Origin of the sequence: Tepidibacter mesophilus, assembly GCF_002724055.1 — a bacterium.
In the GTDB taxonomy this organism is placed as follows: Bacteria; Bacillota; Clostridia; order Peptostreptococcales; family Peptostreptococcaceae; genus Tepidibacter_A; species Tepidibacter_A mesophilus.
Genome location: NZ_BDQY01000011.1, coordinates 64,674 through 87,789, shown reverse-complemented (window position 1 = coordinate 87,789; position 23,116 = coordinate 64,674). Strand labels below are relative to the sequence as shown.

Sequence of the window (23,116 nt, the reverse complement as noted above, 5' to 3'; positions counted from 1 at the left end):
GCGACATGAGTCAGTGCGTAGCAACTAGACGAATTTTGAATATATTATGGATGAGCTAAAAAGTTATGGGGAGGCTTTTAATGAGAAAATATTTCGGAACAGATGGTGTAAGAGGAATTGCTAATACTGAGCTTACAAATGATCTTGCATATAAATTAGGAAGAGCAGGTGCATATGTTCTTGCTAAGGGGAAAAAAAATATAAAGGTAGTAATAGGAAAAGATACAAGAATATCAGGAGATATGCTAGAGTCTTCTTTAATAGCTGGGATGATGTCCGTTGGAGCAAATGTTGTATGTGTGGGAGTAGTTCCAACTCCAGCTGTTGCATATTTAACGAAGCTTTATAATGCAGATTGTGGTGTTGTAATATCTGCATCTCATAACCCTGTTGAATACAATGGAATAAAGTTCTTTAATAAAGATGGATATAAGCTAGATGATAGTATTGAAATAAAAATAGAACAATTAATAGACGATATTAATAAAATAGAGTATAATCCTACAGGCGAAAATATAGGTACTAAAGTAGATAAAAATGATGCTGTAAGGGATTATATAGACTATTTAAAAACAATTATAGATGTGGACTTTAATAATTTAAAAGTAGTGCTTGATTGCGCTAATGGAGCAGCATATGAAGCAGCACCTATAGTATTCAAAGAACTTGGAGCTGAGGTTATAACTATTAATAATAATCCTAATGGTTGTAACATAAACTTAAATTGTGGATCAACTCATCCTAGATCTCTTCAGGAAGAAGTTGTTAAAAATGGGGCAGATATAGGGCTTGCATACGATGGAGACGCAGATAGGTTGATAGCTGTTGATGAAAAAGGAGATATAGTTGATGGAGACTATATACTTGCTATATGTGCTAAGTCTTTAAAAGAACAAGGTAAGTTAAAAAAAGATACTCTTGTAGTTACAGTTATGAGCAATATAGGGCTTCATATAGCTTCAAAGGAGAACAATATAAATACTATATCTACTAAAGTAGGAGATAGATATGTATTAGAAGAGATGATAAAAGAAGGATATAATCTAGGTGGAGAACAGTCAGGTCATATGATATTTTTAGATTATATAACTACTGGAGATGGAATACTTAGTTCATTATTTTTATCAAATGTGTTAGCTAGCGAAGAAAAGACATTATCAGACATTTGTGGTATAATGACTAAGTATCCTCAGGTACTAATAAATGCTAAAGTAAAAAATGAAAATAAAGATATGTATCTAAAAGACGAACAAATTATACAAGAAATTAATAAAATAGAACAAATACTAGATGGAGAAGGCAGAGTATTAATAAGGCCATCTGGTACTGAACCATTAGTGAGAGTTATGCTTGAGGGTAAAGAGGAAGGTCAGTTACACAGTTTAGCGAGTAAACTTGCTAAACTTATAGAATCAAAATTATCATAAGTAAAGTTTAATATAAGGAGGCTATATGTAAGATATAAGTCTCCTTTAAAAAGTAGTTGAAACTTTACAAAAAAGCGCTAGGACTAAATTATATTTAGTTAACGAGGTCAGGGAGTATCGATTATCAGCGGGTGCCCTGCGGTGATTTTGCCATCGTTAGAGCTTAACAAAACATATAAGTGATTATATGTACAAAAAAAGCTTGAGCAAAAAGACCTTTCTCCTTAAATATATTAAATTTTTAAAAATTTTAAGGAGGTTTATTTATTATGTGTGGAATCGTAGGTTATATTGGAAATAGGCAAGCAACAGAGGTATTAATAGAGGGGCTTTCAAAGCTTGAGTACAGAGGTTATGATTCAGCAGGTTGTGCTGTAAACTCAGGAGATAGTTTATCAGTTAGAAAATTTAAGGGGAGACTTTCTGTTTTGGCAGATGATTTAAAAGTAAATCCTTTAATATCTAATATAGGAATAGGGCATACAAGATGGGCGACTCATGGAGCACCATCAGATGTTAACTCTCATCCTCATTTAAATATGGATTCAACTATAGCTGTAGTTCATAATGGAATAATAGAGAACTATATGCAAATAAAAGAGTGGTTAATATCTGAAGGAAAAGTATTTAAATCAGAGACAGATACTGAAGTTGTAGCTCACTTAGTAGATTATTACTATGAAGGAGATTTATTAGATGCAGTTTTCAAGGCTATGGCTAAGTTAAGAGGAGCATATGCACTAGGCGTAATATCCAAGGATAATCCAGATGAGTTAATAGCAGTGAGAAATGAGAGTCCATTAGTTATAGGTATTGGAGAAGATGAAAACTTTATAGCATCGGATATACCTGCACTTCTTAAGTATACAAGAAATGTATATTTCTTAGAAAATGGAGAAGTTGTACATTTAACTAAGGATGATGTTAAGATATTTAATCAAGATAGAGAAGAAGTGAAAAGAGAAATATATAACGTAAAATGGGATATAGAAGCTGCATCGAAAGGCGGATTTGACCACTTTATGATAAAAGAAATTAATGAGCAACCAAATGGAATAAAGGAAACTTTAAATAGAAGACTTGATGAAAATGGTAATATAAAGTTAGATGATATAAAGCTTACTAAAGCTGAGCTTGATAATATAAATAAGGTATATATTGTTGCTTGTGGAACGGCGTATTACGCTGGTCTTGTTGGAAAGCATGCTATAGAGAAATTTGCAAAGATACCTGTAGAAACTGATATAGCATCAGAGTTTAGATATAGAGATCCATTTGTTGATGAAAATACTTTATTAATAGTTGTAAGTCAATCAGGAGAAACAGCAGATACTTTAGCAGCTCTTAAGGAAGCTAAGTCTAAAGGAGCAAGAATTTTAGCTATAACAAATGTTGTAGGATCATCTGTAGCAAGAGAAGCTGATGATGTATTCTATACTTGGGCAGGACCTGAGATAGCTGTTGCATCTACTAAGGCTTATACGACTCAACTTGTTTCTTTATATATGATAGCACTTGACTTTGCAATCAAGAAGGGAAGTATATCTCAGGAACAATATAAAGATATGATAAATAAGTTAGGAGAGACATCAGATAAGGTTCAGAAGATAATAGATAATTCTGATGAAATAGAAAAAGTAGCAGATGAAATGAAAGATTCTAAAGATGCTTTTTATTTAGGAAGAGGTCTTGATTATTGTCTTGCTATGGAGGGTGCTCTTAAATTAAAAGAGATATCTTATATTCATGCAGAAGCTTTCCCAGCAGGAGAGTTAAAACATGGTCCTATAGCCTTAATAGAGGAAGGTACTCCAGTTGTAGCTATAGCTACTCAAGATAGATTATTTGAGAAGATGGTTTCTAATATGAAGGAAGTTAAGGCAAGAGGGGCTTATGTAATAGCTGTTGCTAAAGAAGGAAATAAAGAGGTAGAAAAGGCAGCAGATAAAGTTATATATATACCAGAGGTTGATGATGTATTATCTAGTATATTAACTGTCGTTCCACTTCAAATACTTTCTTATCATGTTGCCACTAAGAGAGGTTGCGATGTAGATAAGCCGAGAAATTTAGCTAAGTCTGTTACAGTTGAATAATTTATAAATCATAACATGTAATTATATACATTTTTGTATATGATTACATGTTTTTTTTATTTTTGGAGTTAATTTTTATGAGGTTAAGAGAAAAATAATACTTATTAAAATACCGTGAATGTGGTAAATATTTTTATAAAACTAAGTATTACAACTTATTGAATATCCTAAAAGTTCTAACCCCCCTCTGGTCAGACAACGAACTTTATTAACGGATATTCAAAAGCGATTTCAGACAAGCTGGAAGTGAAGGTAATATTATATGGGATATTTGATAGGGTTACAGAACATGAATTAGAGAATTTAATTAGAAAAACTGTTGATAAGTTTGAGGTAGATAATGATTATAATCTTACTAATTCGGAGGTCATAAAAAAGGCTTTACACCTAAATGATAAAAATAAGATTAATAATGGATTGTATGAAGAAAAGGATTTAAGAAATATATATGACTTATCAAAAAAACTTCATGTATATGAGATATTATAAGTAGTTTACAAAGAATAGAAGGATATTCTAATAGAATGAGACACATATTGAATAAAAACAAGCTAAGAGAAAAAGCAGAACATATATATAATAAATTAGGGGAAATTTAGAAACAATATAAGAGTATTAAAACAAATTCTATAAATGGATAAATATACATAAAGTTAAATTTAGATATATGTACAATATAATGTATTTAATTAATAAATTTATATATATTAATTAAAGTTTTATAATTTTAATTTGAAAGAAGGATGATAGATGTATATTCACAATATTTTACAAAATATGATTTATGATAATTTAGAAAACCTAGATTGGGATAATAAGCAGGATAAGTATTTTATTAGTTGTATATCTGATGAAATAAAAAAGATTCAAAGTATTTTTAATTTTGATGAAGAAACTATTCAAGACTGTATCAATATTGATGAGAATATAAGATTTGAAGTTTTTGATAATTATGATTTTATCAGTTTGAATTATTTCTATATAATAAATAAAAGGATACAATTAGAAGAAATTAATTTGTATATCGGAGAAAACTATGTGATTTTAGTAGGATTAAATAATGAAAAAATAGTAAGTGATATAAAAAAGTATGTAAATAATAAAATTCAAACAATAAAAACTAATGAAGATATATTGAACAAAATATATTTTTGGATATTTGATTATATTGTAAAACAACTTTTTTACAATCTACAAGAACTTGAAGATATTATTCTGAAATTAGAACATGAAATAATAGCTAATATAAAAAAAGAGCAATTTTTACAAATTAACAAAACTAGGGAGCAGATAAATAAAATAGCTAAATATATCCGTCCTCTTCTTTACATTGGAGATCAGTTTTTAGTTAATGAAAATAAATTTATTCAAAAGAATAATTTAAGATTTTTTAAAAGTATAGATACACGTATAAATAAATTATCAGATTTTACATTCTATTTAAAAGATATATCTGATAATTTAATTTATTTATATGATTCTAGTATAGGTATTCAAACTAATGATATTGCAACAAAATTAACGATTATAGCTTTGTTTTTTGCTCCCCTTACAGTAATAACTGGGATATATGGTATGAATTTTAAATTCATGCCAGAACTTAATTGGGTTTATGGATACCCCTTCGCATTGTTTTTTATGTTCGTAATAACACTAGTTATTTATATTATATTTAAAAGAAAAAAGTGGATTTAAAACATTTTTTCTTTACTAGAAAATAAGCAAATGCAAAAGATAATATTACTTGGCAAATTCATTATGAAGACGAATGCATTAGGATTATTTTGAAGCGGTAAACTAGCGTTTATTCTATAAAAACTAGCTACCGTTGTTGGAACTTCCATTACTATTGTAACTGAAGTTAAAGTTTTTATTAATATATTTAAATTATTAGAAACTACCGAAGCAAAATTATAATAATGAAATTTTTTAATAAAATCACACCCATAGGGCTATAGCATAAAACTCTGAATCTGCTTCTTTTTCTATTAGGGGGAACGTCAACTAAAATAACTGTATATTTTTTTCAGTTTCAATTCTAGATCTTTCTTCCTCATCAATGGCTACTTTTATATGATTACAGTCCACATTAAATCTTTTAGCTACCTCAGTTATTTTAAAATACTTGAAAAAGAAGTATTTTATTAAGAGGTTTGTATAAACCTCTGAAAAGTATACCTAAATTAGATGAAAATACAATAAAAATTATAGATAAAGAGTATTAACTTTATATAAAAAATAATATGGTAAAATAGAGATAGCTTCTAATAGAATTAAAACTCTTCCAAAACCAATTAATAAATGTAATCAAATCATATTAGAAAACTAAATTTTTGATGGTTGACTAATATTTTGGGTAGTAATATAATTACTAGATAAAATAAAAATTCAAATGCTGAGTTTCGTAAGAAAACGGAGGACCCATAATTTTTTGGGGCGAATTCCTAAATGGAAAGGATATCTCTTTCAGTCCTAGCCCGTCAGCTAACTTCGTAAGCTATGAAAGAGAAAGTTATGAAAAAAATCATATTTTCTCTATGGTTTTTTATTTTTTGTATTTATAAATATAAAAAGAAGGTGCAATAATGAAAAAAGGAATTAAATTCAAGTTGTTAATCATCTTTGTACTTATATTCATATTGATAGTTATGAATAGCATATGGTCTATTATGAACTTTGATAGATTAAGTAATTCAATAGATGATATTATGCAAGCAAATTATAAAAGTGTAGTCGCTGCGCAGAATATGATTGTTTCATTAGAAAGACAAGATAGTGCAGAACTTACTTATATGTTTACAACTGATAAGAAAGCTGAAAATATATTTTTAGAAAATCAACAATCTTTTTTTAAATGGTTTTCTAGGGCAGAAGATAATATAACAGAAGAAGGTGAAGAAGCTACTTTAGATAAGATTAATACATTATATACAAGTTATATTAATAAGTTCTCTATCTTAATTCAAATAAATAATAACAAAGGGCCAAAAGAATCAAGAATATATTATTATAATGAGATTCTACCAAATTTTGAGTCATTAAAAAATGAATGTAGAAACTTACAGAATTTAAATCAAGAGGCAATGTTAGATCGAAAGAATACAGCACATAATGTAGCCCAAAAAGCTACATATTCTACTTTAATTATATCTATTATTACGATAATAGTAGGATTATCTCTAGCATTTTATTTTGCAAACAAAATAGTGAGTCCAATATATGAGCTTATAATAAAAACGAAGAAAATAGCACAAGGAGATTATTCTAAACAACTTGATATAAGTGGTAATGATGAGATTGCTGAATTGTCACAGGAATTCAATTCTATGACAGAAAAATTAAAATATTATGAGCAACTGAATGTATTAAAATTGATGAAAGAAAAACAAAAATCAGATGCTATTGTTGAAAGTATAAATGACGGTATTATTGTTACTGATGAAGAAAATAGAATCCTACTTGTTAATAAAGCAGCTGAAAAAGCTCTAGATATAAGAGAGAAAGATGCATTGAATAGACATTTTTTAGAAGTTATTAAGGAAGAAAGTATATTTGAAATAATAAATAAATCAAAAAATAATTCAGATATTCAATATTATAAGACTTACTTTGATACAACTATAAAAACTACCGAAAAATCTAAACATTACAGAATTAACGTTGAGCCGATTATTAGTAAAAATGAAGAACACATAGGAATGGTAACTCTTATGCAAGATATTACAAATTTAAAAGAAGTAGATCAGATGAAATCAGATTTTATTTCAACTGTATCTCATGAATTTAGAACCCCATTAACTTCTATAATTATGGCTTCAGGTATTTTATTGGATGAAATTGCAGGTTATATAAATGAAGATCAAAAAGAACTTTTAAGAGCAATAAAAGAAGATGGTGATAGACTGAAAAATTTAGTAAGTGATCTTTTAGATTTGTCTAAGATAGAGTCAGGAAAAATAGATATGGATTTTCAGGTATGTAATATCAAAAGTATATTGGAGTATGCTGTGAAACCATTTGATATCACAGCTAGGAATAAAAATATTACTCTTAAAATAGAGGTAGAAGATAACTTAAATAAAGTAAAAGCTGATTTTAATAAAATATCATGGGTATTAACAAATCTTATAGGAAATGCATTGAGATACACTTCTAGAGATGGTAACGGAAAGATAGAAATAAATGCAAAAGAAACAGGAAATAAAATACTTGTGTCTGTGCAAGATAATGGAAAAGGAATACCAGAAGAGTACCAACAGAAGATTTTTGAAAAATTTATACAAGTAAAAAACGAGGATGACGAAATCAAAGGGTCTACAGGCTTAGGGTTAGCTATAAGTAAAGAAATAATTAACGCTCACGGTGGAGACATATGGGTTAAAAGCAAACTAAGAGAAGGTAGTGTTTTTTATTTCACGCTTAATCTAGAAAGGCAATGATAACAAATGAAAAAAATATTAATAGTAGATGATGAAAAAAATATAATTTTATCTTTAAAGATGTTGCTTATAAAAGAAAAATTTCAGGTATTAACAGCTATGGATGGGATTGAAGCTGTTAATATGGCACAAGAACATATACCTGATATTATTTTTTTGGATATAGTATTACCTAAATTAAATGGATATCTAGTATGTGAAGCCTTAAAAGAAGATATAAACACAAAAAATATACCTGTTATATTCATAAGTGCTAAAACACAGGAAGAAGATATAAAGAGAGCGTTTAAGGTTGGTGGAGATGATTATATAGTTAAACCTTTTACTTATCAAGAAATACAAAATAGTATTCATAAATATATTGAGGAGGATGAAGGAAATGAATAAAAAAATATTAATAGTGGATGATGAAAAAAATATTAGAACGACGCTGAAATACTGTTTACAAGAAGAAAATTATGATATAAGTATTGCAATAAATGGAGAGGAAGGTTTAGACAAAATTCAAAGTGAAAAATTTGATTTGGTTTTATTAGACATACAAATGCCAGGACTTACAGGAATGCAGGTTCTTCAAAAAGTAAGACAGCAACAAAATAAAGTGGATGTAATTATTATGACAGCATATGGAACGGTAGAAAAAGCGGTAGAAGCGATGAAATTGGGTGCAGTAGATTTTATTGGTAAACCTTTTACTCCTGAGGAAATAAGAATTTTAGTAAAAGATGTATTAAATAGAGAAAATTTAAATGAGAATAATTTAGAGACATTAAAAGATATAGTGGGATATTCAAAAAAATGCATTGTTGAAGAACATTATAATAAGGCTGAAAGCTTTCTAAAGAAAGCATTACTTAAAGAAATTCAATCAGCAGAAATATATAATCTTCTAGGTGTGCTTGCAGAATCTAAAAATGAAATCAAAGAAGCTAAAAATTATTATAGAGCTGCTCTTATATTTGATCCATCCTATGAACCGGCACAAAAAAATTTAGAAAGGGCAGTCGCTTACAAATATACAAAATTTGGAATAAATTTAGGGGATGAATCAGATGACATATAGAAAAAAGAAAAATGAGTATATAATTATTATAGGGTGTGGAAGGTTAGGATCTCATTTAGCTACATTGTTATCTAAAAAAGGTAAAAGTGTAGTGGTTATAGATAGAGATCAAAAATCTTTTGAAAGATTGAAAGATAGTTTTAGTGGATTTACGATTGAAGCAGATGCAATAGAAAAAGATACACTTTTAGAAGCAAAGATAGATAAAGCAGATGTAGTTGTTACGGTAACAAATGACGATAACACAAATATTATGATAGCACAAATTGCAAAGATAATATATAAAGTTCCAAAAGTAATCGCTAGATTATTTGAACCATCTAAACAAAGTATTTATGAAGAGCTAGGTATAGAAACTGTTTGTCCAACAATGCTTTCTGCTTTGGAATTAAAAAATACAATTGTTGAAAATGAATTGGAGGACTAAAATGAATATTATTATAGTGGGTGGAGGAAAAGTAGTACATTTTCTTACTAAATCATTTATATCAAAAGGATATAGTGTAACAATTATAAATGAAGAAAAAGAATATTGTAAAAAACTAGCAAGAATGCATAAAGCTACAATTATTAATGGAGAAGGCACAAGACCATATATACTAGAAGATGCAGGTATACATTATTGTGATATAGTAATAGCTTTAACACGTAAGGATCCAGATAATTTAGTAGTATGTCAAATTGCAGAAAAAATATATAAAGTTAAAAAAACATTTGCTATAGTGAATGACCCTGAGAATATAGATATTTTTAAACAATTAGGAGTAAATACAGTAATTAGTACAGCTAATATAATATCATCTCTTATAGAGCAAAAAGTAGCCAGTGAAGAAATATTAAATATTTTGCCAATAGAAGAAGGTAAATTAGCTATTATGGAGATTGAAGTTTATGAAAATTATCCAATTATAAATAAACGATTTATGGATATAGATTTTCCAAAAGACTCTTTAGTTGGATGTATAATTAGAAAAGAAGAAGCTGTTATACCTAGAGGAGATACAACAATAGAAAAGGGAGATAAGCTAATTGTTCTATCTTTAGCAAAAGCCCAATCTGAGGCTTTAAAAGTAGTAAGAGGGAAGGTTGATTAAAATTATGCAACTAAATTATTTGAGAGAAAGATATAGTATTATAATGAAGTATACTGGGATAGTAACAATTGGGATAGGCTTTTCATTATTACTTCCATTATTGATACTTCCTATATATGTAAATGAACTATATCAATCTATATATTTTATTATACCATCAATTGCAGCAACTATACTTGGGTATATGATGAAAAATTTAAATAAAAGCAAAAAGCAGACAACTTTAACCCTTCCAGAAGGAGGGATTATAGTTGTATTATGCTGGATTATTGCAATTTTGTTTTCTGCTATACCTTTTATACTTTCTAATCAACTTAATTTTACACAAGCTATTTTTGAGGTTGTTAGCGGATGGACTACAACGGGATTATCTGTTGTGGATGTAACAAAAACTTCTAATTTATTTTTATTTTGGAGAAGTATTATGCAATTTTTTGGAGGGGCAGGAATTGCTGTAGTTATGCTATCATCAATAATTGGGCCTCATGGATTAAGTCTTTATAATGCAGAAGGAAGATCAGATAAGCTTCTTCCACATGTTGTAAAATCCACAAAACTTATAATGAGCATATATTGTGGATATATAGTAGCAGGCATTATTTTGTATGTGTTAGCTGGAATGCCTGTGTTTGATGCTATCAATCATGCTATTGCAGCTCTATCTACAGGAGGATTTTCAACAAAAGCTGGGAGTATAGGAGAATATAATAGTTTAGCAATAGAGCTAATAACTATTATACTAATGTTACTAGGTACAATAAACTTCGCAGCACATTTTGTCCTTTTAAAAGGAGATATAAAACGGTTTTTTAAAATAGGAGAAACAAAGTTTATGTTCTTTTTAATGTCAATAACTATACCTGTTGTATCTTTTTTATCCTTAATAAAATTATTTGGAAGTGTAAGTAGGAGTATTCGTATAGGTGCTTTTGAGATTATATCTGCTATTTCTACTACAGGTTTTTCCACTGTACCTTACACTAATTGGGATAACTTTGCTATATTCATAATGATTTTGGTAATGATTATAGGTGGAGGAGCAGGGTCTACAGCAGGAGGTTTAAAATTATATAGGGTTTATTTACTGATAAAATCTTTGATTTGGGACATAAAAAAGTATGTTTCCCCTAAAAATTCAATAAAAGAAAATTTCATAAATAGACCAGATGGAAGATACTATGTGACAAAAGATCATATACTAGAAGTATCTAATTTTACAGTAATATATCTAATTATATATGTATTAGGTGTAATTATATTAATATATCATGGTTATCCACTTAAAGACTCTATGTTTGAGTTTGCATCTAGTCTAAGTACAGTGGGCTTATCTATAGGGATAACTTCACCAGATGCTCCGGGTATGGTACTGTGGAGTCAAATTATTGGAATGATGTTTGGAAGATTAGAGTTTTTTGTATTATTTTTTGCAGGTATAAAATTATTTAGGGATATAAAATTTGCTTGCAAACATAAATTAAAAAATTGAATTGATTGCATTATATAAAGAACTTGAATTAAGGAGGATGATATGTGGGTTAGAAGTTTTTTTTATATAGAAGGAATGACATGTTTAAATTGTGAAACAAAGATAGAAAAAGCATTATTAGAAATAGATGGGGTAAAGAATATAAAAGCAAATTTTTTAGGTTCTCATGTTACATTTATTCACAATAACAAAATAAATAAAATAGGGAATATAATTCAAACTATAGAATCGAGAGGATACACTGTAAAAGGTAGTGAAGAAAAAGTAAAAAGAAAAACAAATATATCTTATGTATTTACAATTATTATATCTATATATTTCTTATATTATATGGTGAGTTATTTTTTATAAGTAAGTATATCTTTAAGGATATACTTAAAGAGTACTAGTTGAAAGCCTTATATTAATTCAAGTTTAATTTTAAACTTAAGACCTACAAAAATTATCAAACTTTTTTATAAAAATAAATATTACTAAAATAATAAAGAACTCAATTTTGATTAAACTTTTTTTCAAAATGGAGTTCTTATTTTTACGAAGAATCAATGTTTTTAAGTAGTATTTTGATTAAACCTTTTTAAAAAATCTACATTAGGATTTTCATATAGAGTAAAGAAGCTATTCTTTATCGTTTATTTTTTTTTCTTCTACCTTGTATAAGTACTGTTGAATAACTAGGTAATGATGCTAGAAAGTTAATATCTTTAGGCGTTATATGTTCTGATAGAAGTAGTACCAGCAAACGAATAGGGATGCTGGTATTAAGCCTAATTTAAAGGTATTCGCCATATATAAATATGTGGATTACAGTAAAGTGCAATCACACTCATTTCACGGTGCGTTATAGTATATCTTCATATTTATACGTATTATTGAAATATAGTTGATGCAAAATATATATATTTATGAATTTTCAAGCAACAGAAAAAGACTAAGTTGACTTAATAAATTTATTATGCTAATATAAAAATGTAAGTTGCAACTTATAAATAACTGAATAGTTAAATAGTTTTCTAGGGTTCCGCAGTCTGTGACTGGCTGGTCCGAGAGAAAACGCACATTTAATTGTGTACACGGAAGGATAAAAGCCTGGGAGATATTTTTATAATATTTCTTTAGGTTTTTTTTTATTTTTGTTTTCTATCGCAATTCTTCAGAAATAAAATCCAATATTTTATGAATAAATAGCCAATAATAATTTAATGAATAATATAAAAAACAATTCACTATCATTTTTCTGTAAATATTCTGAGAATTTAAATTTTAAAAGTTAAGCAGATTAACGATTGAGGAATTTCCCAATCGTTCAAAAATAAAGTAGTTAGGAGTGATATTTGTGAAATTGGAGTATTTCTCAATTTTGTTAGCAGTTCTATCTAATTCATGTTATCATTTATTTCAAAAATCAACACCATCAAATTTAAACCCTATCGCTGCATTAATTGTTACTTATACTTGTGCATTGATTGTATCTATTACAGTTTTCTTTATCTTTGCTCCTGGGGCAAACCTTATAGAATCTATTAAAGTTGTAAATTGGGCAAGTATTCTATTAGGATTTGCCGTAGTAGGTTTGGAATTAGGCTTTTTACTGGCTTATAGAGCCGGTTGGAATATAAGTATAGCTGGTTTTTTAGCAAATACTTTGGTAGCACTTTTACTTATTCCTGTAGGAGTTTTGTTTTATAAAGAAAAGCTTTCTATTATCAATATTTCAGGTTTTTTATTATGTATAACAGGCTTATTTCTTGTTTCCAGAAGATAATAGTTACAAAAGTTATTATAATATTGAGGAGGTAATTTAATGAAAAATTTTGTAATTGAGGATGATTTTTGGGATTTATTCCCTAATACAAAGATTGGAGTTATTCTTTGCCACGGAATCGATAACTCCATAAAAGATAAAGACAGATATAAGGATATGATTTATAATTCAGAAAAAGAAGCCTTAAAATATTTGAAAAATGCAGAGTTCAGTAGTAACGAAGTTATAAAAGTATGGAGAGATGCATTCAAAAAATTTAAAACAAAGAAAGGTGCAAGGGCATCCATCGAGGCATTACTAAAGCGAGTGTATAATGGAAACCATTTAGGAACTATTAATCCTCTAGTTGATATTTATAACTCTATTTCATTAAGATATGGATTGCCCTGCGGTGGTGAGGATATCGATACATTTGTTGGAGATATAAGATTGACTAAGGCAGTTGGAAATGAAAATTTTGTTACATTAGGGACAGATGAAAATGCACAACCATATGAAGGTGAAATAGTATATAAAGATAATGAAGGAGCAATTTGCAGGTGTTGGAATTGGCGTGAAGCAGTAAGAACAATGCTTACTGAAAATACAAATAACGCTTTTTTATGTATTGAATTGATTGATGAAAAAAGATTAAAAGAGTTTGAGAATGCTTTAAAAGAACTGGCAAAAACAGTACAAAACGATTTAGGAGGAACAACTCAAATTTCAATTTTGGATATTAATAATAAGAAAATATCAATTGACTAATTTAATTTGGAGGTATGAAAATGAGTATTTTCGATTACAAAGATGTTTATTTAGAGGATGGACTAAGGGTACTTGAAGTTAATATTTTGCCAGAGAAATATTGTAACTTCGATTGTATATTCTGCCCAATTGGAAGATCAAACAATAAGATAGATACTCCACAGTCCTTTGATGGAATGGAGAATTCATTAAGAGAGCTAGAAAGTATCTTAGAAAATAGTAATGTAGACTTAGTTTTTATTAACTCTAAAGGAGAGGCTTTAGTAAATGATAAAATTGTTAATGTTATTAATTTAATTAAAGGTAAGGGATTAACTGTAAGATTACTTTCAAACGGATACCTATTCGGTAGGGATAAATATATAAAAATTGCCAATATGTGTGATGAAGTCATTGGTGAAATAAAAGTAGCATCTGAAGAACAATTTCAAAAAATTCAAAGACCAATTAACGGATATACAATGGAAGAACATATTTCAAATATGGTTTCTTTTAATAATCAATACAAAGGTAAATTTATACTTGAAATTACTGTTATTAAAGGCTATAACGATGATGAAGAATCAATTCAGAAAACAAAAAATATTATTAAGGAAATATCTCCTAATAAGATAATTATTACAAGAATGGAGGATGAACCATTTAAGAAAAAACTTGGTATAACTGATGAAAGATTTGAGCAGATTTCAAATGAATTACTAAATATTTAGTAATGCTAATATATAGTATTCTTATATTGTAAGCCAACCCAAAAGACAGTAATGCTTTTTTCTATTAATTGTTGCTATAGTGATCTTTAAGTGATTTTTTAATTGATTTTGAAATGATTTGTATTGATTCAAGGTCAAGTTTTTAATATCAAGTAGGAGGAGATTAGTAATGAACAAAAAAGATTTATTATTCAATGCAAGAGCAATTCAGAACTCACCATCAATGAGTTATGCTTCAATGACTAGCGAAGAGCGTGAAGCGGTTGGTATTGAAGAAGTAGAAGAAATCATTAAGGACTTAGACCAAGCTCTATACCATGTCAAAAAGGAACTTAATTTATAATAGTATATAGATAATTTTTAGTAATTTAGAATAGAACCGAAACAAGGAATATTAAAAATAGCTAACGGGATAGAAGTAGCTTTACAAGCATTTCAAAGATTACTGAAACTATAGAAATATTTGATTCGGACGAATTTTACTTTCAATAATGAACAAAATGTAAATAATTACAAAAACTGTATTATAGAGAATTATATAAAAAGTAATCAAACTTTTTTACAAAACAACAATTATGTAGTTTTAAAAAAAGTTTGATAAAATCACCTCATTTAGGACAAAATTTATTCTAAACGAGGTGATTTTTTATGGCAAAAATAAAAAGAAGTCTAACTGAAAGTAAAATAGAAAAATTGGTAAAAGAAGGTAGAGGTTAGAGAATAGGAAATGAATATAAGCCATGGATTTTAGTTCAACATGTGCCATACTTTAACTGATTTACCATTGATACTGATTATATCCACCCTGTAAATCATTAGAGTCATCATACCAACTATCTAATAATTCAAACCAGTTACCTACTTTATTTATTTCTTGGTTTAATCCATCTTGACACCATTTTAATTTTCCATAACAACTATCTCCAAGTGCTAAGTACTCAGTTAAATCATTAGGACTATACCAATATTGAAATTCGAACTGTTTACAAAGTTTGCGGTTCATATAAATTTTACTTTCTCCAGAAGGAAAAAATATAGATAATCCATTTTTACCATCTTTAAATTCTTTATAGTTCTTGCCACCATATGAATAAAGAACCATATCATCTACTGCATCCATAACTGATTGAGCTTTATCTTTAATATTCTTCTCTAAATTTTTATTTTCTTCTATTTTTTTTGCCAAATCATATAGATCAAAAAATGGATAATTTAATTGTTCTCTTTTATTGTCAGAATTAAAATAATACATTATTTTAGGATTATTGATTTCTCCTCTTATATTTTCAACTTCTAATTTTTTATCTTGAATAGTTAGAGCTAAAGCATCTACTGAAACTTTAACATCCTTTATTTTAGACATATCGTAACAAGCCAGTGTTTGGTCTGTAATAGAACCTTCGCAAGAATCTCTTTGCTCCTCTATGATTATTCCACCTATCTCAGCAGCAGTTACAGATTTAGGAGAATAATATTTTTCTTTTCCTTTCAAAGTTAAGTCCTCTTCACCATTATCTCCATCTTTTGATTGAAGTCTATCTAATATTTTATTATATTGCCACCCATCACCCCACTCAGTTGGAGCGCAAGCAACCATTATATCAGCTTCAAAACCACCGTTTCCTTTATGAAATTGATATGCAAACTCTGCATTTCCCATAAAACAAGCATCTAGACCAAAAACATCTACAGATTGTTCTTTTGTTAGTACATCTGAAATTTCCCCTGTATATAAAGTATCCATTCCATTTGTTTCATCCCAACAGATTGCTCTGCGAGATTCAGCTTCATCATTTGTTTTTGGTCCACCACCGTGATTTGCAAGAATTAAAACATATTTATCAGCAGGATATTTCTCTTTACACAAATCAATAAAGTTTTTTAATGTATTAGCGTCTCCCATATTTGCTTCAAAATTTGTTGAAGTTGTAGTTATTTCTGGAAACTGTTCTCCACCACTTATTCTTATCGCTTTTTTTGGATTTATTTCATATAATCTTGTATCAGAAAAATCCTCTCCAAGAACTGATTTGTTGGAAGTGTATCCCTCAGTTCTATCAATTAAAGTTACTAAATTAATTTCATTAGTAATACCTTTTTTAATTTCCTCGACATCATTTAATAAGTCTGATTCAAGGTCATTATCTGCATCACAATAATACATAATTGTAATAGGTTTTCTATCTAGTGTTTCTACTTGAGTTTCATTAGGTTTTTCATATACTGATTCCATTACAGGATCTGCTGTGCTTTCAAGTGTATTTGATTTTAACCCTTCTTCAGCCTTAATAACATTAGGATTTGCAAAGAATAAAGATGTCATCAAAACTAGACTTAATACGACTGTTCTTTTTTTCATCATTATCAATCATCCTTTATTTCATTTTATTTTTTGAATATAAACCTTGTAATTTAATTATATATTCCACGTGGAAGTTTATATTGTAGTCATAATGCTACCATTTAATTGAAATTAAGTCAATTATTTACTGAATATTTCGAGTGTTTTCTCTTATTGTAATTTAAAAAATATAGCGATGTAAGAAGACTTATTTTATATTACGCAATATAAATTTATGCCAACAAAATTATTTGGGCTACGTATGTAACTATATATGCCATAAAATAGGTCGATTGTGATATATGTAAAATTTTTAAAGTGTATTCTGTTATAATATGAAATATTAACAGAAAATTTAAAAAAACAAATGAAAGATGAAACATGAGTTTTATTTATTAACGAAAAAAATACAACCTACTTTACTTATGTATGATTTTTCAAAAGAAGAAATAGAATTTTTAAATAAAACATTTGATAGAGCTTTTCGTAAAATTTCTATTCCATCTTTGATAGTATATAATTGTGGGGCAATAGGTCTGAATATCTCTGTTATTAAGATGAATCCTAGATTAACTATTATAAATCACAAATGCATTTACTTTAAATTGTGGTAGGTTTTAGATTTAGATTATTTAATCAAGAATATCTCAAAGAAAGCACTAAAAAATAGTGAATAAATTAATAGTTTTTTTATTAGGGGACTTAGGTTAAATACTCTGTGAAATAAGCTGTGTATAGTATTTAGGATCACCGGTAGAATAATAGTTGTACCATGATTCAATAATCTCACAAGGGAAAACATTCAAATATTGTATAATGTGCTTGGCCCATAACAAACCCCCTGCTGAACTTGCAGTTATCAAGTTACAATCTGCAAAAGCTGGAGAATCAACATATAATTCCTTACCACTATATTGTTTTGAAAACAATGTTAGGTAATCTAAAGAATTGCTTGTATGCTTGAATTTGTCTAAAACTTTTAAATCGGCCAAAGCAAGCGTTGCTCCACATATAGCGCCTACAAGAATTCCCTTAGCTATATATGATAAGGCTTTTTGCAAAATATGATTATTTTCTTTGTGATTCCATGTTTCTGCACCAGGTAAAAGCAAGGCAACCATATTATTTTCATCTATTTCATCTAATAGACAGTCTGGAGTGATAGTTAATCCACCGATTGTTTGTATTGGGTTCTTACTAGTACTAACAGTTTTAATTACAAATTCTCTATTTTGTTTTTTTAACATAGATTCCATACTGATAGCTTGTAGAATATAGCCAACTTCCCATTCAGCCATAGATTCTAAAATGTAAAGATATATAATTTTCTTCATTTTGTTCCTCCTTAAATTAATTTAAAAACATTGTAACATAAAAACAGTGACACCTATATGTCACTGTTATCGTAATTTTTTATTAAAGTATTTTTCAAATGTTCCTTAATTCTTTGCTGGTATGATAAAGGCGAAAGAACTTTGATTTTTTCTCCAAAACCTAAAATTATAGAAAACATAATAAAGTCATTTTCTTTTATAGTAACCTTTTTAACTACAGATGTTTCCGACACATTTATAACATCACCATGAAAATATTCATTAATCAAAGTGTCGATTTCTTTAGAATATTCAATAGTAACATATATATTGTGCTTATCTCTTTTTTCTTCATAATAATCAAGTAACTTTGTTACATCATAATCATTATCAAAATAATCTTCACTTATTTCTAACTTTCTCATTCTTACTATCTTAAACATGCGAAAATCACTTTTTTCTAAATCATAAGCAAAAGCATACCAAGAGTACCATTTATAGAGAACATGTATGATATTGCATTTAACTATTCGAGTATTACTATTGAGGCTAGTGTATTGGAATAAGACTGTTTTATTATGTTGGATGGCTTCTTTTAACATAGAAATATAGTAAATTATATTTCTGTTCTCATTTACTATAGAAAAATCAATATTTATTGCAGGATTATTATTTTTATCAGAATATATATGTTTTACTTTTTCATATGTTTCATGAACTTTTCTTTCACCATAAACACTTTTCAAGCTTTGTAAAGCAAGTAAAATATATTCAGAGTTAGCATCATCAATTATTTTTTCATTTAACTTATAATCACGATTAATTGAATAGCCGCCTTTAGAGCCTGTTTCAGAATAAATTGGAATCCCTGCTAATGTCAATGTATTTATATCACGAATAATTGTTCTTCGAGAAACATCAAAATGTTCAGCTAAATTATTTGCACTAACATTATTTCTATTTATTATATAAAATAATATCCCTAACAATCTTTCGATTTTCATCATTTCACCTCGATTCAATATATATAGATTTTATATTGTTACTCGACAAATGACAACGAATTTTACCAAATTAAAACTGCTTATTTATTATAAAATTTTCTGCTAAGATATAGGAAGTTTTATATTTAGATAACATCTAAAAGCTTATCTAAATCTTCAATCATTACTATGTTTTTTCCAGAATTCTTGGCTTTGTATAAGAGATTGTCAGTATTAGATATAAATTCACTAGGGTTAGAAATATCAAATTCATTACAGCTAGACATAAGACCTATGCTCAATGTTATTTTGATACAATCTCCATTTACTACAAAAATATGATTTTCAATAGTCTTTCTTATTTCCTCACAAATCACATAAGAAGGGTGAAGACAAGTATCTTCTAAAAGAAGTGCGAATTCCTCACCTCCATATCTAAAAGCCATATGCTTACTCCCAGCTATATTAGATATTATAGTAGCGCTTTCTTTTAAAATAAAATCACCAGCTAGATGACCATATGTATCATTCACTCTTTTGAAATTATCTATATCCATAAGAGCAAGTGAAAACTCCATTTTTGAGTTTTTGTAATGATCTAATACCCTATCAAAGGCACAATAGAAACTTTTATGGTTAAAAAGATTAGTAAGATAGTCCATATCTACCATTTTTCTTAAGCTTTTATTTGTATTCTCAACCTTAGAGAATAAGAAATGCAGCTTATCTTCTAGCTCTAATTGTTCTTTTACTATAGAAGAGAAGATATAAGCAAAGAAATACATAAAAAATACATGAAAAAAAGTATTAATATTTATAGAATTTTCAGGATAAAAATATATTAAGGTAAAATCTAAAACAGTAAATAAAAAAGGATAAAAAAATATACGACCTTTTTTGTTAATGAGTATTTCAAACATTATGTATATATAAGATATAGTTAAAAAAGAATAAAATTTATCTTTGCATATATGTATAAAAAGTGATGCAAAAATAGCATCAAAAATTGAAATGAATGTATTGAATTTTTCTATTTCATTAAAAAACAAGAAGCAAGTTAATACGATATAAGAAAAATAAAAAAATGAAAAAAGTATCAACTTAGATCTGAGATACTTATCTAATGGTACAAAAACTATTAACATTACCACAAAAAATAAAGACATTATTTTAATTCCCATATATATTTCTTTAAAGACTTTAATCTTTAAAGGTTGATCTTCTTTAAATGTAAACAAAATATAAAACCTCCTTCGTTAATGATAATTATTATCAATAATAATGATAAACAAAATTCATTTGCCTGTCAATTAAAATCCCAATAAATAACACAATATTTTAGAGTTGTAATGTTTTTATAAAAAAATAAAGAAAAAGTAAAAATAGATATGGTATAATTGATAATGAATTTCAACTGTACATAAAGGGGGAAAGTGAAAATTTATGCTTAGAGATTTTATTAAACATTTTAAAAGAAAAAAATTCTACCATGATATAATAGAAAGCCTTATAAAAGCCTTAGAGGCAAAAGATATATATACAAAAGGGCATTCAGATAGGGTGGCTAAAATGGCTGAAGATATGTGTAAAGAATTGGAAATTAGAGGAAGGACAAGAGAAATAATTCATATAGCTGCACATCTTCATGACATTGGTAAGATAGGGATTCCTGATGGAATATTAAACAAACCAGGAAATTTAAGTGATGATGAATGGGAAAAAATAAAGCTCCATCCGACTATAGGTCATGATATTTTGGGTGATTCAAAAGAGTTAAAAGAAATTTCAAAAATAGTACTTCACCATCATGAAAGATGGGATGGAAGAGGATATCCTATAGGTATAAAAGGAAAAGAAATTCCAATGGGATCGAGAATAATAGCAATATGTGATTCTATAGATGCAATGACTAGCAAAAGGTCATATAAAGATGCTATGGATTGGCAGCTTTGTAAATTAGAAATAGAAAAAAATCTAAGTGTTATGTTCGACCCTGCTTTTGGGAAAGTTGCACTCAAACTTATACCTATATGGTCACAAGAGTTAAAGTGCTAGAAAAAATTAGTTTAAGAAATTCTTAGATAAATATGAAATTATAGATTTAATAATTAATTTACAATAAAGCAATGCTAAATGTTATACAATAAAATAAGGGACGTGAAGACGAAACTTTAATTAAAAAATAATATATAACTTAATAATTAATAGCTCCATTACCATTCAATATAAAAGTTTAATATATAAGCTTTGCTTATTATAAAATAAAATTGAAAGGAATGAGTAGTATGTTCAATAAAATTTATGAAAAGAAAGAGTTTATGGTATTTCCTATAAAGAAAGGATATGTTATTTACAATTCAAAAAAAGATTTTAGTGATGGACATACACATTTGAGAAATTTTAACTCAGCAAAAATGGCTATTGATTTAGTAGTAAACAAAAAAATACCAAAGAGTACAAATTTTTATTACCTAACAAGTTTAATAAGAATTGCACAAGATGAAGATTATATTGATAAGATAGAAGGATTAATAGAAACAAGAAAAAGTAAAGGGAAAAAGAAAAATTACTATAACAATAACTATTGTTATAGATAATAAAAAAGGCTAATAGCCTTTTTTTGTTTATTATGCTAGAATTACATCTAACTCAACATATACAATTATTTAAAAATATTACATATAATGTTATCATACTGTTGTAAGGAGGTATGTATATTATGAATAAATCTTTGATTAGCAATGCATTTGAAACATTTATGAATGAAGCGCCAGAGTATTCAAAAGCATGGATGGAAGTAGTACAAAAGCTAGATAAAGTAAGCGCTCTTGATAAGAAAACACAGACTCTTGCTTATATATCAGTTTTAGCAGCAACTAGACTGGAAAGTGGTATACCATTTCATGTAAAACAAGCAAAGGCTAATGGTGCAAGTAGGGAAGAAATAATAAGTGCCATATTAGTAGGGTTACCAGCAGTAGGGAATATAGTGACCTCATCACTTCCAGTTGCCTTACAGGCATATGATAATGAATAGAGTCAAAGAAGTGATGAAAAAGATTCATTTATGAAAGAGAAGAGTTCGTATGGATTAGAGTTTGAATACGATAAAGATATAATTAATAACTCATTTAACATTAAATTAAAATAAGATATTAAAAGTCATGCTAAAAATAAATGTAAAAGACATGTTAGTTTAATTATAAATTAACATGTCTTTTATATTTACCCCAAAAATTCAGGTTTTTCTATATGGTCTGAGCGGATTGCTCTTTGAAGTATAGTAAAATCTATTTTCTCATGGTCGTGTTCAAGGTCGCACTTATATTTAGTTTTGCAACTTTCACATTCTATATATTGATTAGAGTCCGTTTTGTCCCTTGTATCAAATAAAAAAGGCACATGAGAAGATTTATTTATAGATTCAATGTTATTGGTATCTATTTTATAGATATAAACATATTTGGCTTCGTACTTTAATGAAAAATCTTTACTATTGCAGTTTGGACATGATATAGACTTATTTATATTCAAAAACATCACCACCTTTTTTAGTAGTATTCCCATAGAGTGAAACTTAAATCAAGAAATTATAATTAACACGTAGAAAATAACCTTGAATATAATGAAGTAAAGAATGATACAAGCT

Annotated in this window: 24 protein-coding genes and 2 riboswitches; of the genes, 18 read left to right on the top strand and 6 right to left on the bottom strand. The window is 27.8% G+C overall.

Going from position 1 to position 23,116, the window contains the following annotated elements; genetic code table 11:
- Positions 1-80 precede the first annotated feature (80 nt).
- From glmM to Tmeso_RS08830, 4 genes are all read left to right on the top strand, one after another.
- Positions 81-1,427, top strand: coding sequence for a phosphoglucosamine mutase (gene glmM, locus Tmeso_RS08845; RefSeq protein WP_099190320.1), 1,347 nt, complete (start codon positions 81-83; stop codon positions 1,425-1,427).
- Between the two features lie 269 nt (positions 1,428-1,696).
- Entirely contained in the window at positions 1,697-3,523 is a 1,827-nt protein-coding gene (gene glmS, locus Tmeso_RS08840; protein WP_099190318.1) for a glutamine--fructose-6-phosphate transaminase (isomerizing), read from the top strand.
- A 246-nt stretch (positions 3,524-3,769) separates the two neighbouring features.
- Positions 3,770-4,012, top strand: coding sequence for a hypothetical protein (locus tag Tmeso_RS08835; RefSeq protein ID WP_099190316.1), 243 nt, complete (start codon positions 3,770-3,772; stop codon positions 4,010-4,012).
- Positions 4,013-4,273: 261 nt separating this feature from the next.
- The gene (locus Tmeso_RS08830; RefSeq protein ID WP_099190314.1) at positions 4,274-5,218 is read left to right on the top strand and encodes a magnesium transporter CorA family protein; all 945 of its coding nucleotides are present in this window, start codon (positions 4,274-4,276) and stop codon (positions 5,216-5,218) included.
- Here Tmeso_RS08830 and Tmeso_RS17125 read toward each other — a convergent pair.
- Entirely contained in the window at positions 5,215-5,397 is a 183-nt protein-coding gene (locus Tmeso_RS17125) for a magnesium transporter CorA family protein (RefSeq protein ID WP_408646055.1), read from the bottom strand. The genes Tmeso_RS08830 and Tmeso_RS17125 overlap by 4 nt on opposite strands.
- 509 nt (positions 5,398-5,906) lie before the next feature.
- Positions 5,907-6,036: riboswitch (cyclic di-AMP (ydaO/yuaA leader) on the top strand.
- Between the two features lie 72 nt (positions 6,037-6,108).
- Here Tmeso_RS17125 and Tmeso_RS08820 point away from each other — a divergent pair.
- The 11 genes from Tmeso_RS08820 to Tmeso_RS16420 all read left to right on the top strand — a co-directional run bounded on the left by Tmeso_RS08820 (position 6,109) and on the right by Tmeso_RS16420 (position 15,173).
- Positions 6,109-7,962 (top strand): ATP-binding protein, encoded by a 1,854-nt coding sequence (locus Tmeso_RS08820; RefSeq protein WP_099190310.1) that lies wholly within the window; start codon positions 6,109-6,111, stop codon positions 7,960-7,962.
- A 6-nt stretch (positions 7,963-7,968) separates the two neighbouring features.
- Entirely contained in the window at positions 7,969-8,349 is a 381-nt protein-coding gene (locus Tmeso_RS08815; protein ID WP_099190308.1) for a response regulator transcription factor, read from the top strand.
- Positions 8,342-9,025 carry a response regulator gene (locus Tmeso_RS08810; RefSeq protein ID WP_099190306.1) on the top strand — a complete coding sequence of 228 codons (684 nt, stop codon included), beginning with the start codon at positions 8,342-8,344 and terminating at the stop codon, positions 9,023-9,025. Before Tmeso_RS08815 ends, Tmeso_RS08810 begins: the two co-directional genes overlap by 8 nt.
- On the top strand, positions 9,015-9,452 hold the full coding sequence (locus Tmeso_RS08805; RefSeq protein ID WP_099190304.1) for a potassium channel family protein: 438 nt from the start codon (positions 9,015-9,017) through the stop codon (positions 9,450-9,452). Before Tmeso_RS08810 ends, Tmeso_RS08805 begins: the two co-directional genes overlap by 11 nt.
- Position 9,453: 1 nt before the next feature.
- Positions 9,454-10,119, top strand: a complete 666-nt coding sequence (locus tag Tmeso_RS08800; protein WP_099190302.1) for a potassium channel family protein — start codon at positions 9,454-9,456, stop codon at positions 10,117-10,119.
- Complete coding sequence (locus tag Tmeso_RS08795; protein ID WP_207653840.1) at positions 10,112-11,608, top strand: TrkH family potassium uptake protein; 1,497 nt, start codon at positions 10,112-10,114, stop codon at positions 11,606-11,608. The genes Tmeso_RS08800 and Tmeso_RS08795 overlap by 8 nt, the downstream gene beginning before the upstream one ends.
- Before the next feature lie 42 nt (positions 11,609-11,650).
- Entirely contained in the window at positions 11,651-11,959 is a 309-nt protein-coding gene (locus Tmeso_RS08790; protein WP_099190299.1) for a heavy-metal-associated domain-containing protein, read from the top strand.
- Positions 11,960-12,610: 651 nt separating this feature from the next.
- Positions 12,611-12,706: riboswitch (guanidine-I (ykkC/yxkD leader) on the top strand.
- A 238-nt stretch (positions 12,707-12,944) separates the two neighbouring features.
- Positions 12,945-13,373, top strand: a complete 429-nt coding sequence (locus tag Tmeso_RS08785) for an EamA family transporter (protein ID WP_099190297.1) — start codon at positions 12,945-12,947, stop codon at positions 13,371-13,373.
- A gap of 39 nt (positions 13,374-13,412) precedes the next feature.
- Entirely contained in the window at positions 13,413-14,120 is a 708-nt protein-coding gene (locus Tmeso_RS08780; protein ID WP_099190295.1) for a B3/B4 domain-containing protein, read from the top strand.
- 20 nt (positions 14,121-14,140) lie between these two features.
- Complete coding sequence (locus Tmeso_RS08775; RefSeq protein ID WP_099190293.1) at positions 14,141-14,830, top strand: radical SAM protein; 690 nt, start codon at positions 14,141-14,143, stop codon at positions 14,828-14,830.
- A 169-nt stretch (positions 14,831-14,999) separates the two neighbouring features.
- Positions 15,000-15,173: a hypothetical protein gene (locus Tmeso_RS16420; protein WP_187296285.1), complete on the top strand. Its 174-nt coding sequence runs from the start codon at positions 15,000-15,002 to the stop codon at positions 15,171-15,173.
- 435 nt (positions 15,174-15,608) lie between these two features.
- Here the strand turns inward: Tmeso_RS16420 and cloSI are convergent, their stop codons facing one another.
- The 4 genes from cloSI to Tmeso_RS08755 all read right to left on the bottom strand — a co-directional run bounded on the left by cloSI (position 15,609) and on the right by Tmeso_RS08755 (position 20,705).
- Positions 15,609-17,192, bottom strand: coding sequence for a clostripain (gene cloSI / locus Tmeso_RS08770; protein WP_099190291.1), 1,584 nt, complete (start codon positions 17,190-17,192; stop codon positions 15,609-15,611).
- A 686-nt stretch (positions 17,193-17,878) separates the two neighbouring features.
- Entirely contained in the window at positions 17,879-18,505 is a 627-nt protein-coding gene (locus tag Tmeso_RS08765; protein ID WP_099190289.1) for a DJ-1/PfpI family protein, read from the bottom strand.
- Between the two features lie 53 nt (positions 18,506-18,558).
- Positions 18,559-19,491, bottom strand: a complete 933-nt coding sequence (locus Tmeso_RS08760) for a helix-turn-helix transcriptional regulator (RefSeq protein ID WP_242967898.1) — start codon at positions 19,489-19,491, stop codon at positions 18,559-18,561.
- Positions 19,492-19,613: 122 nt separating this feature from the next.
- A complete protein-coding gene (locus tag Tmeso_RS08755; protein ID WP_099190285.1) occupies positions 19,614-20,705 on the bottom strand; it encodes a GGDEF domain-containing protein in 1,092 nt (363 codons plus the stop codon).
- A gap of 205 nt (positions 20,706-20,910) precedes the next feature.
- On the opposite strand from Tmeso_RS08755, the gene Tmeso_RS08750 reads away from it, so the two are divergent.
- The 3 genes from Tmeso_RS08750 (at position 20,911) to Tmeso_RS08740 (ending at position 22,504) form a co-directional block, all read left to right on the top strand.
- Positions 20,911-21,522 (top strand): HD-GYP domain-containing protein, encoded by a 612-nt coding sequence (locus Tmeso_RS08750; protein WP_099190284.1) that lies wholly within the window; start codon positions 20,911-20,913, stop codon positions 21,520-21,522.
- Positions 21,523-21,752: 230 nt separating this feature from the next.
- The gene (locus Tmeso_RS08745) at positions 21,753-22,064 is read left to right on the top strand and encodes a hypothetical protein (protein WP_099190282.1); all 312 of its coding nucleotides are present in this window, start codon (positions 21,753-21,755) and stop codon (positions 22,062-22,064) included.
- 122 nt (positions 22,065-22,186) lie between these two features.
- Positions 22,187-22,504, top strand: a complete 318-nt coding sequence (locus Tmeso_RS08740; protein WP_207653839.1) for a carboxymuconolactone decarboxylase family protein — start codon at positions 22,187-22,189, stop codon at positions 22,502-22,504.
- A 188-nt stretch (positions 22,505-22,692) separates the two neighbouring features.
- Here Tmeso_RS08740 and Tmeso_RS08735 read toward each other — a convergent pair whose 3' ends face one another.
- Positions 22,693-23,001: a hypothetical protein gene (locus Tmeso_RS08735; RefSeq protein WP_099190280.1), complete on the bottom strand. Its 309-nt coding sequence runs from the start codon at positions 22,999-23,001 to the stop codon at positions 22,693-22,695.
- Positions 23,002-23,116: the final 115 nt, after the last annotated feature.

What these genes read in the sequence shown, in the direction of transcription:
- Tmeso_RS08750 (WP_099190284.1), top strand. Translation starts at nt 20,911, where the DNA reads ATGCTTAGAGATTTTATTAAACATTTTAAAAGAAAAAAATTCTACCAT.
- cloSI (WP_099190291.1), bottom strand. Translation starts at nt 17,192, where the DNA reads ATGATGAAAAAAAGAACAGTCGTATTAAGTCTAGTTTTGATGACATCT.
- Tmeso_RS08810 (WP_099190306.1), top strand. Translation starts at nt 8,342, where the DNA reads ATGAATAAAAAAATATTAATAGTGGATGATGAAAAAAATATTAGAACG.
- Tmeso_RS08775 (WP_099190293.1), top strand. Translation starts at nt 14,141, where the DNA reads ATGAGTATTTTCGATTACAAAGATGTTTATTTAGAGGATGGACTAAGG.
- Tmeso_RS08815 (WP_099190308.1), top strand. Translation starts at nt 7,969, where the DNA reads ATGAAAAAAATATTAATAGTAGATGATGAAAAAAATATAATTTTATCT.
- Tmeso_RS08830 (WP_099190314.1), top strand. Translation starts at nt 4,274, where the DNA reads ATGTATATTCACAATATTTTACAAAATATGATTTATGATAATTTAGAA.
- Tmeso_RS08745 (WP_099190282.1), top strand. Translation starts at nt 21,753, where the DNA reads ATGTTCAATAAAATTTATGAAAAGAAAGAGTTTATGGTATTTCCTATA.
- Tmeso_RS08805 (WP_099190304.1), top strand. Translation starts at nt 9,015, where the DNA reads ATGACATATAGAAAAAAGAAAAATGAGTATATAATTATTATAGGGTGT.
- Tmeso_RS08820 (WP_099190310.1), top strand. Translation starts at nt 6,109, where the DNA reads ATGAAAAAAGGAATTAAATTCAAGTTGTTAATCATCTTTGTACTTATA.
- Tmeso_RS08780 (WP_099190295.1), top strand. Translation starts at nt 13,413, where the DNA reads ATGAAAAATTTTGTAATTGAGGATGATTTTTGGGATTTATTCCCTAAT.
- glmS (WP_099190318.1), top strand. Translation starts at nt 1,697, where the DNA reads ATGTGTGGAATCGTAGGTTATATTGGAAATAGGCAAGCAACAGAGGTA.
- Tmeso_RS08760 (WP_242967898.1), bottom strand. Translation starts at nt 19,491, where the DNA reads ATGATGAAAATCGAAAGATTGTTAGGGATATTATTTTATATAATAAAT.
- Tmeso_RS08790 (WP_099190299.1), top strand. Translation starts at nt 11,651, where the DNA reads ATGTGGGTTAGAAGTTTTTTTTATATAGAAGGAATGACATGTTTAAAT.
- Tmeso_RS08765 (WP_099190289.1), bottom strand. Translation starts at nt 18,505, where the DNA reads ATGAAGAAAATTATATATCTTTACATTTTAGAATCTATGGCTGAATGG.
- Tmeso_RS16420 (WP_187296285.1), top strand. Translation starts at nt 15,000, where the DNA reads ATGAACAAAAAAGATTTATTATTCAATGCAAGAGCAATTCAGAACTCA.
- glmM (WP_099190320.1), top strand. Translation starts at nt 81, where the DNA reads ATGAGAAAATATTTCGGAACAGATGGTGTAAGAGGAATTGCTAATACT.
- Tmeso_RS08800 (WP_099190302.1), top strand. Translation starts at nt 9,454, where the DNA reads ATGAATATTATTATAGTGGGTGGAGGAAAAGTAGTACATTTTCTTACT.
- Tmeso_RS08740 (WP_207653839.1), top strand. Translation starts at nt 22,187, where the DNA reads ATGAATAAATCTTTGATTAGCAATGCATTTGAAACATTTATGAATGAA.